9 protein-coding genes and 4 tRNA genes are annotated in these 14,607 nt (G+C 40.7%); 5 read left to right on the forward strand and 8 right to left on the reverse strand.

The genetic code is table 11. The features are described from left to right. Positions 1–103 precede the first annotated feature (103 nt). A complete protein-coding gene (locus BCU84_RS13885; RefSeq protein ID WP_102528676.1) occupies positions 104–679 on the reverse strand; it encodes a YceI family protein in 576 nt (191 codons plus the stop codon). 243 nt (positions 680–922) lie between these two features. Beyond that, entirely contained in the window at positions 923–1,474 is a 552-nt protein-coding gene (locus BCU84_RS13890; protein WP_102528677.1) for a cytochrome b, read from the reverse strand. Positions 1,475–1,858: 384 nt separating this feature from the next. On the opposite strand from BCU84_RS13890, the gene BCU84_RS13895 reads away from it, so the two are divergent. The 5 genes from BCU84_RS13895 (at position 1,859) to BCU84_RS13915 (ending at position 4,592) form a co-directional block, all read left to right on the forward strand. Beyond that, positions 1,859–1,934 (forward strand) — tRNA-Phe (locus tag BCU84_RS13895). A 38-nt stretch (positions 1,935–1,972) separates the two neighbouring features. Next, positions 1,973–2,048: transfer RNA gene (locus tag BCU84_RS13900), tRNA-Thr, on the forward strand. Between the two features lie 457 nt (positions 2,049–2,505). Then, positions 2,506–2,581: transfer RNA gene (locus tag BCU84_RS13905), tRNA-Phe, on the forward strand. Positions 2,582–2,619: 38 nt separating this feature from the next. Further along, a tRNA-Thr gene (locus tag BCU84_RS13910) sits at positions 2,620–2,695 on the forward strand. 355 nt (positions 2,696–3,050) lie between these two features. Beyond that, positions 3,051–4,592: an arylsulfatase gene (locus BCU84_RS13915; RefSeq protein WP_102528678.1), complete on the forward strand. Its 1,542-nt coding sequence runs from the start codon at positions 3,051–3,053 to the stop codon at positions 4,590–4,592. A gap of 152 nt (positions 4,593–4,744) precedes the next feature. Here the strand turns inward: BCU84_RS13915 and BCU84_RS13920 are convergent, their stop codons facing one another. The 6 genes from BCU84_RS13920 to BCU84_RS13945 form a co-directional block, all read right to left on the reverse strand. Next, the gene (locus BCU84_RS13920) at positions 4,745–6,046 is read right to left on the reverse strand and encodes a sugar MFS transporter (RefSeq protein WP_102528679.1); all 1,302 of its coding nucleotides are present in this window, start codon (positions 6,044–6,046) and stop codon (positions 4,745–4,747) included. 276 nt (positions 6,047–6,322) lie between these two features. Beyond that, entirely contained in the window at positions 6,323–7,435 is a 1,113-nt protein-coding gene (locus tag BCU84_RS13925; RefSeq protein WP_102528687.1) for a DUF5009 domain-containing protein, read from the reverse strand. A 100-nt stretch (positions 7,436–7,535) separates the two neighbouring features. Further along, entirely contained in the window at positions 7,536–8,738 is a 1,203-nt protein-coding gene (gene nagA, locus BCU84_RS13930; protein WP_102528680.1) for an N-acetylglucosamine-6-phosphate deacetylase, read from the reverse strand. Positions 8,739–8,868: 130 nt separating this feature from the next. After that, the gene (locus tag BCU84_RS13935) at positions 8,869–9,867 is read right to left on the reverse strand and encodes an SIS domain-containing protein (protein ID WP_102528681.1); all 999 of its coding nucleotides are present in this window, start codon (positions 9,865–9,867) and stop codon (positions 8,869–8,871) included. Positions 9,868–10,047: 180 nt separating this feature from the next. Next, positions 10,048–10,965 (reverse strand): BadF/BadG/BcrA/BcrD ATPase family protein, encoded by a 918-nt coding sequence (locus tag BCU84_RS13940; protein ID WP_102528682.1) that lies wholly within the window; start codon positions 10,963–10,965, stop codon positions 10,048–10,050. A gap of 334 nt (positions 10,966–11,299) precedes the next feature. After that, positions 11,300–13,990 carry a family 20 glycosylhydrolase gene (locus BCU84_RS13945; RefSeq protein ID WP_102528683.1) on the reverse strand — a complete coding sequence of 897 codons (2,691 nt, stop codon included), beginning with the start codon at positions 13,988–13,990 and terminating at the stop codon, positions 11,300–11,302. Positions 13,991–14,607 lie beyond the last annotated feature (617 nt).

Consider the following 14,607-nt stretch of genomic DNA (forward strand, 5'->3'; position numbering starts at 1 on the left):
ATAAAGACACAAAAATGCCGCTATTGCTTTACTGTTTTGGATAAAGTTAAGCGGCATGATTATATAACCAGTTAGCATTCGACTTCTGGCAACAACATCAAATTTATTGCTTAATACCTTCAACAATAAGATCTAAAGTCACATTGGCAGACGCTGGCCCTAAGTCCATTTTGATCCCAAAGTCTTTCATCGCAAATTCAGTTGTACCTGCAAAACCTGCACGGTATCCACCCCATGGATCTTTGCCTTCGCCAATAAATGCTGCATCAATGGCAATCGGTTTAGTCACACCATTTAAGGTTAAATTACCATTCAGCACAAGTTGACCATTACCTTTATCTTCGACACTGGTAGATGCGAATTCAGCCTGTGGAAATTTACCTGTATTTAGAAAATCACTGCCACGTAAATGCTTATCTCTTTCTGCATGGTTAGAGTCAACACTGGTCGTATTAATAGTCACGTTAATAGCTGAACCAGCTATGTTCGCTGCGTCATAGCTAAAATAACCACCAAAATCATTAAAACGGCCAGCTACAAAGCTATAACCCAGATGATTGACTTTAAATTGGATAGAAGCGTGAGCTCCCTGAGTATCAATAACATAGTCTGCAGCATTCGCTGTCAGTGGCATTAAAAGTGCTGAACCGATTAGTGTGCCAATAAGTTGCTTTTTCATTTTGCTATTCCCTTATATAAATCTTTAGTAGATAAAATGTATTGATAAAATCTGTTGATAAAAGTCTGTTGTCTGTCTAAATAAAATCAAACTCAGTTAATCGTGTATCAAATATTGAGTCGCTATGACTGCCAATACTTTATTTACTGAGCTTTATTTACCGAGCTCTATATACCGAACTGAATATACCAAGCTGAATATACCGAGCTGACTGATTATCCTGAGCTAACAAGCCGAGCTAAATTATTTTCGAATCGGTTTAATCATTTTGCTTAACGTACCGTCTTTATCCTTAAGCTGGTGTTTAATCGCGCCAGCTGCATGGATGATAACGAGTGCAATTAAGCTATAAGCCAAATACTGATGAACTAGCCCAGCAATATCTTCTTGGTTAGAAATAAAGCTGCCTAATGAAGGCACTTCAAACCAATCAAACACCAAAATACCTCTGCCATCTGCAGTTGAAATTAAAAAGCCGCTTACCATTATTAACAGCATTAAAGCGTACAACACTCGATGAGCCCACTTAGCTGCAACCTGTTCCCAAGCCTTATGAGATTGTTCAGGTTGAGGTTTAACAGAAAAGAAGCGCCATAAAACCCTTAGCAAGGTTAACCCCAGTAGCAGAATACCGACACTTTTGTGAATATCGGGAGCTGTTTTATACCAACTACTGTAATAAGTCAGATCCACCATCCAAAAACCTAGGCCAAATAAACCTATGATGGCTAAGGCGCTTAACCAATGGATAATGATTGTCACTAAACCATAGCCATTTTTAGTATTTGCTAACATCGAGCATGTCCCTCTGTATTTCGATGATGTTTATCTTATAGCTTTAACCCTAAAATAAAATCGCAAAATAGAACCTAAAACATCCTATTTTTTCGAAAGGTTGTGCTTGTGGAAACCAAATGCTTTTGTCATAACATCTAAACTGTCATTCCTTCCGCAAACTGAAGAGTGAAATAGAGTTGAAAGAAATGATTCAACCTCTATGTAAAAACCATCAAAAAAGCACCATTTTGGATACTAACTAAGCGAACAATTAAAAAGTTTTAAAAAACCACTTGCGTGTTTAAATCCATCCCTATAATATGTGCGCACTCCAAACGACACAGCCACTAACAAGTGAGTTAGCAGCTAGTTTGAAGTAGTTAACTAACACTTAGTTTAGTTGCCCGAATAGCTCAGTCGGTAGAGCAGAGGATTGAAAATCCTCGTGTCCCTGGTTCGATTCCGGGTTCGGGCACCATCATTTAATTAATAGTGTTATCACTGTTAAAAAAATAAGCCGGCATAGCTCAGTTGGTAGAGCAACTGACTTGTAATCAGTAGGTCCCGAGTTCGACTCTTGGTGCCGGCACCATATACAGAACAGCCACTCAATAGAGTGGCTTTTTTGTATCTGTTTTTAGATAAAAACTCTAAAGCACTTATCTCATTTTCTTTATTCAACACTCAAGTCAAGTTAGCTAATTAATGCATACTCATATACTGGCTCTGAATAAGCACTTCAAAAAAAACCGCTTCAATATTAGTTAACATATGGTATTGCCTCTAGGTCATCATTAGCCGAGTAACAAACTACCTGTTCTCTGTAGCCTTCATGCTTCTATTTTTACCACGTAAGCTCCCCAAAGAGACATTTCATCGCTAGCTTGCATATTATATCGCCGCTTAAGCGCTGATTGGTTCAAAAGTGCTAAAAAGCACTTGCACGATGAGAACCATGACTATAGTATGTGCGCACTCCAAACGAGACAGGTGTTAACCACCAAGTATATTGTCAGTTTGAAGTAGATAACTAACGCTTTAGTTTAGTTGCCCGAATAGCTCAGTCGGTAGAGCAGAGGATTGAAAATCCTCGTGTCCCTGGTTCGATTCCGGGTTCGGGCACCACAATTTATTTAATAGTGTTGTCACTGTTAAAAAGATAAGCCGGCATAGCTCAGTTGGTAGAGCAACTGACTTGTAATCAGTAGGTCCCGAGTTCGACTCTTGGTGCCGGCACCATATACAAAACAGCCACTCAATAGAGTGGCTTTTTTGTGTCTAAAATTTGTCTCACAACTCACTCATACATAATTCAAATCAACACCTAAGCAATTAAGTAAGCACCTTGGCAAACAACTCACCTTCCCTCATTCTGTTTTAATAGTGATCTAAATCTGTCATCAACCTGTATTGGTGACTAACTAGTCTTGCTTTAGTCACACTATCGCATCAGTGAAATATTTATTCATATTTACACTATATTTATGTAAACAACACTTATTACTACTTGTTGAATATCTAATTTAGCTGTTACGTTAATACTTAGTGTTGTTTATGTACTACTTCAATCTTCAAGTCATATAGGGAAATTAACATGGTTAGAATCAAGAAGTTCCTAGGAGTAACTACTGCAGTTACTATAGGTATGCTTTCAGCAAGCGCTGCTGCAGCCAGTAAGCCAAATATATTAGTTATATGGGGTGATGATATTGGCCAAGCCAATGTCAGTGCTTATACGTTTGGTTTGATGGGCTATAAAACACCTAACATTGATAGTATTGCTAAAGAAGGACTGATGTTTACCGATTACTACGGTGAGCAATCATGTACTGCAGGGCGCTCAACCTTTATCACTGGCCAAAGTGTTTTTAGAACAGGTTTAAGTAAAGTTGGACTTCCAGGTGCTGATATCGGCCTACAAGCTGAAGACGCGACTATCGCTGAAGTATTGAAACCTCTTGGTTATGCCACTGGTCAATTTGGTAAAAACCACCTTGGAGATAAGGATGAGTTTTTACCTACAGCGCATGGCTTTGATGAATTTTTAGGTAACTTGTACCATCTAAATGCTGAAGAAGAACCTGAGAATGTCGATTACCCAAAAGATCCTGAGTTTTTGAAAAAGTTCGGTCCACGTGGCGTTATCAGATCTACAGCTGACGGTAAAATTGAAGATACTGGCCCACTAAGTAAAAAAAGAATGGAAACCATTGATGACGAAACCGTCTCAGCAGCCCTTGATTTTATGGAAAAAAGCGTAAAATCTAAGAAGCCTTTCTTTGTCTGGTGGAATGCAACTCGTATGCATTTCCGCACTCACATCAAACCTGAGTTACAAGGCTCTAGTAGCTTAAGCAACTATGCTGACGGTATGGTTGAACATGATAACCATGTTGGTGAGCTGCTGAAAAAAGTAGATGACTTAGGCATTAAAGATAACACTATTGTGTTTTACTCAACTGATAATGGCCCGCATATGAACACTTGGCCAGATGCAGGTTTAACGCCATTTAGAAGTGAGAAAAATACCAGTTGGGAAGGCGCTTTCCGTGTTCCTGCTATGGTGAGATGGCCAGGGAATATTGAACCAGGTAGTGTATCCAACGAAATCATGCATCACATGGATTGGCTGCCAACATTCGCAGCTGCGGCTGGTGATACTAAAATTAAAGATAAACTCCTGAAAGGTTACAGCGCAAATGGTAAAAAGTTTAAAAACCATCTTGATGGTTATAACTTCCTACCTTACCTAACAGGTAAAGAGAAAGCGGGCCCACGTGAAGAAATTTTCTACTTTACTGATGATGGCGACTTGGCTGCACTACGTTATAAGAACTGGAAAGCAGTATTCTTAGAGCAGCGAGTAACAGGTACGCTTCAAATCTGGGCAGAACCTTTTGTTGAGTTACGTCTTCCTAAAATATTTAACCTGCGTATGGACCCATACGAAACAGCTGACCGTACCTCTAACACTTATTATGATTGGTTGATTGACCGTGCATATTTGTTAGTACCAGCGCAGGCTTATGTTGCTACTTTCCTTGAAACATTTAAGGAATACCCTCCAAGACAAAAAGCGGCAAGCTTCAGCTTGAAGCAAGTGATGGAGAAGTTAGAGCAACCTGCTAATCACTAATGTCGATTAATCACATCATCAATAAATGATGATTAATAATCAACAAAGCCACTCAATCGAGTGGCTTTTTATTGGATAAAATAAACTTGATTTAGATGACCTGACTTATCACTTCAGGACTAGAACTGTCACGTTTATCACTATCAAATGTCTTATTTCCAGCTCGTCATCTTATGACCTTTGACGGCATAGAATAAAATGAATAAGTAACATGGGATCATCACTAAGTAGCCGCCTTGCATACCAAGAGAAGTAGCAGAGCTTGTTAGCCCCCAAAACACAGGTCCAAAAGCGCCACCAGCAATACCCATAATCAGTAGCGCAGAACCGGTACTGGTTAACTTACCCATACCTGAGAGTGCTAAAGGCCATACTGCTGGCCACACGATAGCATTCGCTAGACCTAAAAATGCAATAAGCAGTAATGTATCTGGTAGTTCAGCTCCACCAAACGGCACTAATATTATATTAGCAATAGTAAAAGATTCACTGTCACCAAACACAATACCTAATGATAATATTACGCCTAGTATTGCGCTAATCAGTAACGCATTAGGCTGTGATATAAATCGAGGAATACAGATAATACCCAGCGTGTAACCTATCACCATACACACCATAGTGTATGAGGTCATTACCCCGTAATTTTCAACGCCTAAGGTTAACGCGTAGGTGCCAATGGTATCACCAGCAATCACTTCGACAGCAACGTATACAAATAATGCAACCACACCTAAAGCCAAGTTAGGACGAGCTAAGGCCTCTTTAATTTGCCCTTTCTCTGAACCTTCCTCTGCTTCTTGCTCCAATTCTGGCAAAGGTGATTTTTTCACTGCAAACGCTAATACACCAATGAATATCGCCATCCCTAAGTAAGGAAGGATTAAACTATTGGCCATTTCATCAATCTGTATTTGAGTTAAGGTCGTGCCAACACGGTCTTTAAAGCTATCTAGAATCAAAGCTGTAAATACCATTGGCGCAATAACACCAGCACCTTTATTTAAAATCCCCATCACACTCACACGCGCTGCAGCTGACTCTTCTGGGCCTAAGCGAACTACATAAGGATTAACCGCAGTTTGTAATAAAGTCTGCCCAGTCCCCATGACTAATTGCGCTAATAAGAACAATGGAAATATCTGAGTTTTAGCGGCTGGAATAAACAATAAGCCAGCGATCATCATGATCCCCATGCCTAAGGCCATGCCAGATTTATAGCCCACTTTACGTATAACCCATGCAGATGGCAGTGCAGTAAAGGTCACGGCAATATAGAAGGAAAATAAGATCAGTGAAGCTTGAAATGGGGTGAGTTGTAAAATCTGTTTAAGGTACGGCATCAATGAGCCGTTTAGCCAAGTGGCAAACCCGAGTACGAAAAAGAGAATGGCGACAATCGCCATCGGCAGTACACTGCTTTTTTGCTGGCTGTTATTCATTGTAGTTTCCATAAACCTGCTTCTTATTGTCATTAATATCTGGCAATAACCGCTCGTTACCGCCCCATATGTGTCTTATTGTTATTGAGGTTTTAGCATTGCTATGATGCCGAATTGTTAACTCATTTCATAGCAAATATGCAATTCATGTTAAAACATAAACACCACAAAGACAACGCTGTCATTCCTTTAACTGGTAGAACCATAACAAGTGAAAATCAGGCTTGAGAAATTACTAAACAAGCCAAGCACTTAAATCGCCACTAAAGCAGATAACTTCAGTCGCTCTTAAATTCTAATAAATATCTTACGTTGATATAGCCATAACAAGGCTAACCATTGCACAGCGAGTAAACTCAACACTGAGAGTAATTGTTGCCAACTAGCTGGTGCGGCATTGACTACACCACCAAATAGACTTTGAGCAAAATACTGCCAGTTCATTAAACTAGATGCGAGATAGATGATAATGGCATTCGTGCCAATCACTACAAATACCAACGACCATTTTTGCCACTTTAAGACATCCACGATGCCGTAGAAAATCGCTAAAAATACCATGCTCCAGCCAGACGTCACCAAAACAAAGCTGCTAGTCCATAAGTCTTTATTAACTGGAATGATCATATCAACTAACCAACCTAAACCAATTAATAATGCACCAACGAGCAATAGGGTTATGACTTTTACCCATTCGCCAGACAATTTGTTCAATGCTTGCTGCTGTTTTACGAGATACTGTCCGACAAAGACGCCAATTAAACCATTAACCACAGCAGGGAGTGTCGAAAGAATACCTTCAGGATCTAATGCTCGATTTTGATAGGAAATACCTGGAAGGAATAAGGTATCAATATATGCGTTGATACTCCCCGATTGAGTAAACTGGCCAGCTTGACCGTTAGGAAACGGCATGAATAATTGCAATAAGCCATAACCAATTAAAATGGCGAATGCGCTAATGATTTGAGTTCGTAAACTTGTGTGCCACACAAGCATTGCACCAATAAACCAAGCGAAACCAATACGTGCTAACACGCTTGCGTATCGGACCTGCTCAGGATCTACAGGCGCGCCAGTGCCCCAACCATGGTTATAAAGAACGCCTAATAAAATCAATAAACCAAGGCGTTTAAACGCATGGCGATATATGGGGGTACGTTGTGAAAGTGGTAACTTGTCTAACCTTTTAGGAGATAAGCCTAAAGCGACACCAGATAAGAAGATAAATAAAGGGAATATAACATCATAAAAAGTAAAACCATGCCATTGGCTGTGGTGCATTTGGCCATCAAACCATTGCCATCCACTCCAGCCCGTTAACACGAGTAATGCAGCAAATAAGCCTTCACCACCTAAAATCCAAAACATGTCAAAACCACGAAGAGCATCAAGTGACATAAGACGCGGTTTAGACGGCTTACTGGCTTTTGTGTTTGCGCTTACGTATTGGCCTTCTTGAACATTACTTAAAGGTTGCGATGTGAGTGGGCTAGGCATCTTAAACACCTTGAGCGTTAGATTCTGTGTAAGCAACGTCGCTATAAATCAGCTCACCCTTGATGTAAGTTTGACTCACTGTCTGTTGCGAATTAAGCAGAACAAAGTCGGCTTGCTGACCAACAGCAATTTTGCCTAGTTCTGTTTTATTAAGGTATTGAGCAGGATAAAGTGATGCCATTCTAAGTGCTTCTTCATGAGATAAACCTAGCATACTGACACTGTTATTAACTGCTCCCACCATATCTAACACACAACCAGCCAGTTCACCTGACTTTGCATTAAGCCTATCGCCTTGTCTAATGACCTCAGTGCCAAATAGTTCAAAACTGGCATTATCATCCATGCCGACCGGCGGCATAGCGTCTGTGACCAGCATGACTTTTCCTTGCGGTTTAGCGTTAATTGCTACTTTCGCTGTCGCGCTGTGGACATGGTGACCATCGACAATTAAACCACACCACGCATGTTCGCTTTCTAACGCCGCGCCCACCATGCCAGGTTCTCTTGAACCGAAACCAGACATTGCATTAAATAAATGAGTAAAGCCGTCAGCTCCAGCTTCTAGTGCCGCTACAACCGTATCGTAATCGGCATTTGAATGACCTAAACACACTTTAACATCATGTGAGACTAAGGTTTTTATCACCTCAGCAGACACATTTTCAGGGGCTAAAGTCACCACTTTAATACCTAAATCTTTGCGAGCAAAAATCGCTAACTCTTCATCAGAAATGGTTCGAATGAACGATTGAGGATGAACCCCCTTTTTCGGCACACTTAAATGCGGTCCTTCAAAGTGAATCCCTAATACGCCGACAGTTTTTGATGCAATCGCTTCAGCAACTGCATCCGCCGCTTTTGCCATGACTTCAACTTTATCTGTAATAAGTGTCGGTAAAAAGCCTGTGGTGCCGAACTTGGAATGGGCCGCACCGATCGTTTTAATGCAATCTAGCGTAGGCTGAGCATTAAACAGTGCCCCGCCGCCGCCATTTACTTGCACATCAACAAATCCTGGTACCAATTTACCCTGTAAATGAGTCACATTCTCTAAAGCGTATTCATCCACTAACTGTAAATCTAGACCGGTATCTGCAATGTGATTAATTGCTGAAATGACACCGTTTTCAACGGTTATCGCAGCTCTTGGCTGAAACAGTTCGCCATCAAAATATTTATCTACAATCAGAGTTTGCTTCATAGTGTGTCTCTTTAGGGCACTTATTAACTTTGTTAAACCTAACGTTGCTAAACCTAACGTTCTTATACTTAAGTTTGGTTCAGCTCAGTACAGGACAGTCCAGTACAGTACAGTACAGTGAAAATTTAATTTACAGGGTTTGAGTGACTTTTTTAAGCCCTTCAGGCTGATCTGGGTCAATACCTCGTGCAACTGCTACAGCAGCAACATCAATGTAAAAGCGTTGCAATAATGCCAATGGAGCAACACGTGGATGAATATCTTTTGAGGTTTGATTTAAATGCACTAAGTCTGCGCCGCGCTGAGACACATTTTCAATCTGCTCAATATGGCTTTCGTAAGATTCATCGTTGATGCAAGCATCGACAATCGCAAGCTTCTTCTCAACCAGTGTCACAGGTCCATGTAAAAACTCAGCACTACTGAAAGATTCGGCATGAATAGAGCAAACCTCTTTCATTTTAAGTGCAATTTCTTTTGTCACGGCATAACCTAATCCACGGCCGAGTACCACTAAATTATTCACACCCTCTAATGATTCTGGTGTTAACTGAGGCGCTGAATCAACAGCCGTTTGAAGTGCAGATGGCATTGAATCAACTGCAGCAGCTAATGACTCGCTTTGAGTCCATTCAGCTGTTAATTGAACAATGGCAGATAACGTCGCTAAATAGCTTTTAGTTGCTGCTACCGCTTTTTCTTCACCTGCACGCAGTGGCAGTACAACATCGACAATATCTTTAATCGGTGCTGTTTCATCATTCACAAGAGCCACGCAAAATGCGCCTGCATTTTTAGCCATTCTTGCTTGGGCTAAAATGTCAGGGCTACGGCCTGACTGAGAGATAACAATGACGAGTCCGCCTTCAAGTTGTAATGACTTGCCATATACACTGGCAACTGACGGCGCCGCGGCAAAAGTAGGAATACCCACTTCAATTTCAAACAAATACTTAGCAAATACACCTGCATGATCTGATGAACCACGACCCACTATCATCACAAATTTAGGTTTGAAAGCACGTAGTTTTTCACCAAGTTCTTTCGTTAAGCCAGCATTAGCAGCAAGTTGATCAGCAATTTTTTGTGGTGCAGAGCGAGCTTCTAGCTCCATAATTGTATCTGTCATCGGTTTAACCCTATTAATGATTGTGAGTAAGATGCAATGGTGCAGCCTACAGATGTTTAAATATGATGATTAAGTTTGTCGCTTAAGTTTGTCGTATAAGTTTTTGCTTAAGTCTGGCGCATAAGTTTTTCGCAAAGTTTTAGTGATTCACCGCTATTGGTTAGCGGTCTGCACTTGGTATTAAGACACTTCGCGGTTATGTTGTTGAGCTGCAAATTCTTGACGCGCAAAAAGTATTGCGCCGATTTCTGGCGGTGAAATAGCAAGCTCAACCCTGGCGACAACATCTTTATCAAGCCAGACAGCTAAAGGTTCAGCTAGGCCACCTATCATTGAAAAGCGTGTTGGTTGCAATACAAAAAGCTTGCGAGCCATGTTGCTAATGTATTTTGCGCCTTGTTTAACAATTGAAATGGCAACGGCATCACCTTGCTCTGCCTGTTGTAATACAATGCGAGCTAATTGGGCATAGGTACTTGAAGACTGGCCTGCAAGATTCTCAACCAGTCCCATTGCATCCGTTACATTAAAGTGAGCTAAAAGAGGCTGAGTTAATTGAGTGTCTTCAGCAAAGCCATCAAGGTTTAATAGCACGTGCTCGGCAGCTTGTTGGCCTAACCACGCTCCGCTCCCCTTGTCTCCTAAAGCAAAACCATGGCCGCCAATTAATAAGTTTTGGTTACCAACATGTGCATAACCGCAAGAGCCAGTGCCAGTGATAATTACCGCACCATCGTTGCCTTCATGGGCACCGATACAAGCAGTATGTAAATCTGTTGTCAGATACATTTTGGCAAAAGGATGCTGCCATTGGTTAACAAGGTCATATAAACGCGGCACGTTAACCCCTGCTAAGCCAAGACCAGCAACTAGCCTGCTAACAGCATCAGGGTTAAGTTTGGCATCAGAAATAGCCAGTTGAGTAGATGCGAGAATAGATTCGAAGGTTTGCTCTAAGCCATGTAATGGATTAGCTCTACCGGCGACACCAGTTCCTATCACACCTCTTTGAGGACAAAATATTGTTGCGCGGCATTTACTACCACCACCATCGATGCCAATAAAAAGCTGTGATTCAGTTTGCAAGTTAACGCCCATGACATCCCTCTTATCTCTTCTATTTAAGCCGTGTTAAGCAGCGTTATTCAAACGCTAAATAAACAACAGTATTCGAAAATACCCACGATACGGCTGGCTTCCTGAATAAGTTAACTTAATGTTACACCACAAATGACAGCGTTGTCATTTGTTTTTTAACAATGAAACTACAATGATGCTATATAACAAGCTAAGCGACTGTTTACAAATAACAATCTCATTATAATAAAAATATAAAAATGAGTGATTTACTCATATTAAAGACATAAAAAAGGCGTTAACAATCTGTTTAACGCCTTATGTAATCGGTATGCAAGTGTAGCTTGGTATTTATCTAGCGATTAGATAAACTCAAACTTCTACCTTTTCTGTTGCCATCTGGTGATATTGTGCGAACCTCAACCTCACCAGTCACTTCAACGGGTTGCTTGAACAGAGTCCAGATGCCTCTTTGGTCTCGATATTCAATCTGTAAGCCTGGAAAAGCAATATTGGTGTGCAGCTTTCCATTAATCACTTTAGCGCCCACTGTCGGTAGTCGATAAGCAATGTTGGCTTTGTCGAGTTTAGCGAATTCTTTTTGCCCTAACGTATTTGCTAGTTCATTCCATTGCTGTTGTTGTTTTTCCCGTAGTTCTGCAGTAAAGAAGCCTGAATTAGCATCATATACAGCACCTGAATATTGATAAGGCACTTCCCAATCAGCTTGGTGCCAAGCTTTCTCAGCAAGCATTAAGACTCTTGGATAGATCATGTATTCTGCAACATCATCACTTCGAACAGTTTCACTCCACAGTTGACCTTGAATACCGCTAAAACCTTTTCCTTGCTGTAGTGGACCCGATATCACTTTACCTGTCTCATCTTTCTTAACGGTGTCGTCTGCAGTAAATGGGTTACCTTCAATGTCTTGCCACTGTTCAGCATTTGCGGGCAAGTTGTCTGGCATAAAGTTGAAAATCTTTTGACTATTTTGAGCTCGGCCTGCCCAGTAATAACCGTGTTCTTTAGGATCCGCTTCATAAGGGAAATCAAAGTACAGTACTTCTGGGGTTGAAAGGACGGCATCCCAACCTAGATTTGCCTGTTTGTGCGCCAGTCTGTAGCCATCATGGGAAATAACATCCCAGATATTACTTTGGCTTTTAGCTGGCATGTTCGCTGGATTAGTATGGCTCATGCCATCACTCCAGCCCGCTGGTTCGATTCCTTTAGCTGCTAATGAATTAGATAAGCGTTCGATAAAGTAGGCTCCTAAGTCATCAACTGACGTCACACCTTTATCGTTATTGGCAACAAACGTAAGGCACTGGGGAGATTGCTTCCAAGCACCAGCGGTTTCATCTGCGCCAATATGATAACGATGTAAAGGATGATTGGCTTGTTGGTGCAATTTAGCGATCTCGCTGATCACTTTATCAACAAAGTGGAACGTTGACTCCATGCAAACATTTAAAGTGTTGTCACTGTAATATTGCACTGATGAATACACCGTTTTATCGTTAGCGTCTGAGAGTAAATATTCGTTTGCCGCAGCTTCGTTCCCTGCCGCCATCAATTTACGATAGCGTGCTTCCATTGATTTTATCGCAGCGCGAGAATGCCCAGGCATATCCATTGATGGGATCACTTCTACCTGACGAGCCGTAGCATATTGGAGTATTTCGATATAGTCAGCTTTAGAATAAAAGCCGTTAACTTTACTATCTGCAAACGGTCCACTGCCTAACTGTGGGATCAAACATGTTGTTTCAGTTAAATCGTGGCAGCGCTTACTGCCTATATCTGTTAGTTCTGGTAGTCCGTCAATCTCTAATCTCCAGCCTTCATCATCAGCCATATGCAAATGCAGCTTATTGAGTTTATAGGCTGCCATTTGATCGATTAAATCTAAGATCATTTGTTTGCTATGGAAGTTTCGTGCGACATCTACGTGCATGCCACGAAAATCATAACGAGGACTATCTTTAATTTCTAAGGTGTTAAGACTTAAGTCATCAGGTGTGATTAACGCAGAGATTGATGCGATGCCGTATGAGAATCCAGCTTCATCTGATGCGCTAATCACAATCTCATCTTTTGCGACAGCTAACTGATAGCTCTCAGGTACATTGATATCATTGACCGTATTTAAGGATAACTTAATACCTGAGTCACTCGCATTAACACCTAAGCGCGATAGTCGATTTAATGCCGCAGCAACAGAGCTTGGCTTAACCTGATTATATAAAACGTTAATGCCTTGGGCTAAATCCACAGGTTTATCTGTCGAGGTTACATTTACAGATGCTGGTGTTGGTATAATACGGTTGTCAATCACTTGATTGTTCAGAGAAACCTGCTGGTTTGTTTCAAATAACACTTCAGCTTTTGCCCACACTAATTGATCTTTATCAGTGCGGCGATACTGCCTCTTAGCATCTGTAAAAGCTTCAACGTAAGGTCTTTGCTCCATGCCTGTTTCAGCATCAATTGAAACTTGCGTACTCGTTATGATTGCTGGCGTTAACCCCTCAACCACAATGTAATAGTTTGGCATTGGATCCGTTTCAGATAATTGCCATAACTCGCCTCTAAAACCAAGGGTTTTAGTCTCCCCAGCTTTGAAGCCAGTAAACTGATCTGTAGGGGATATTTGATGTAGATCCCCCTGCACCCGAGTAATTGCAAACTCTGGGGTTAACACATCCTGAACGGGACGCATTTGGCTATAAAATATTAACCAATTGGTATCGTTAATATTGTCAGTGCTAGTAAAGTCGATTTCAGCGATAAAGCAGCGTTGATCTTTTTGCGCTTCTGAACAAGCTTCATCTGGCACATTACTCACCATGCGATAAGTAACATCAAGCTTTTGTGCAAACTCATTAAGTGCTGCTTGAGTCCAACTATGATTAACAGCACTTGCTATTGATGCTGTTTGCACATCAGGCTTAACTTGTGAGGATTTATCTGAAGATGAATGCTGACAACCAACCACCCCTAATGACAATAATAAAGCTGATGCAATGATAGTCTTATTCATAAATTCCTCAGTTATCCCTGGTTATGTCTAAAGCCAACAGCTCGGTGAGCCTTAAGCATAATGGCTTTAATACTAAAGCTTTAAGCGTAAATCTAATAGCATTAAGCCTAGTGGCTTTAAGCGTAATAATTTTAAGCGCAATTGAATTAGGTCTCTTTTAATCAACATCTAGTTTTATCAAATAACAGGCTGATATAAAGACTGTTTGTTTTAAAAAAGATAAAAAAATAGCTGGGAACCATAGGATGAACCCAGCTTATACTCGTTTCTGGGGAGAGACTAAAAGTATAAAAATAATTGTACCTCGCCCGACCGAAATACAATTAAAACATGGACAAAAGACCTCTTCCTTACCCATGTGGACCTTAAAACAACGAATCACACAAGCGATGACAACGCTGTCATTAGTAATCTACAGAAATAAATTTTAGATTTCTACACTTTTTTAATAAATAGCTACAGTTATTTAACAATAAGTATTTTATACAAATTAAAACAGAGACTTAAGGGGGGTTAATTTATTAAAATAAACTGAAATGTATGAAACTTTACGAGTGCTAAGGTTGTTTAATATTGCAGATGAAAAGTCAGCCAATAAAAAAGGCATTGCTAACTAC

Origin of the sequence: Shewanella sp. 10N.286.51.B7, from assembly GCF_002873615.1 — a bacterium.
In the GTDB taxonomy this organism is placed as follows: domain Bacteria; phylum Pseudomonadota; class Gammaproteobacteria; order Enterobacterales; family Shewanellaceae; genus Shewanella; species Shewanella electrodiphila.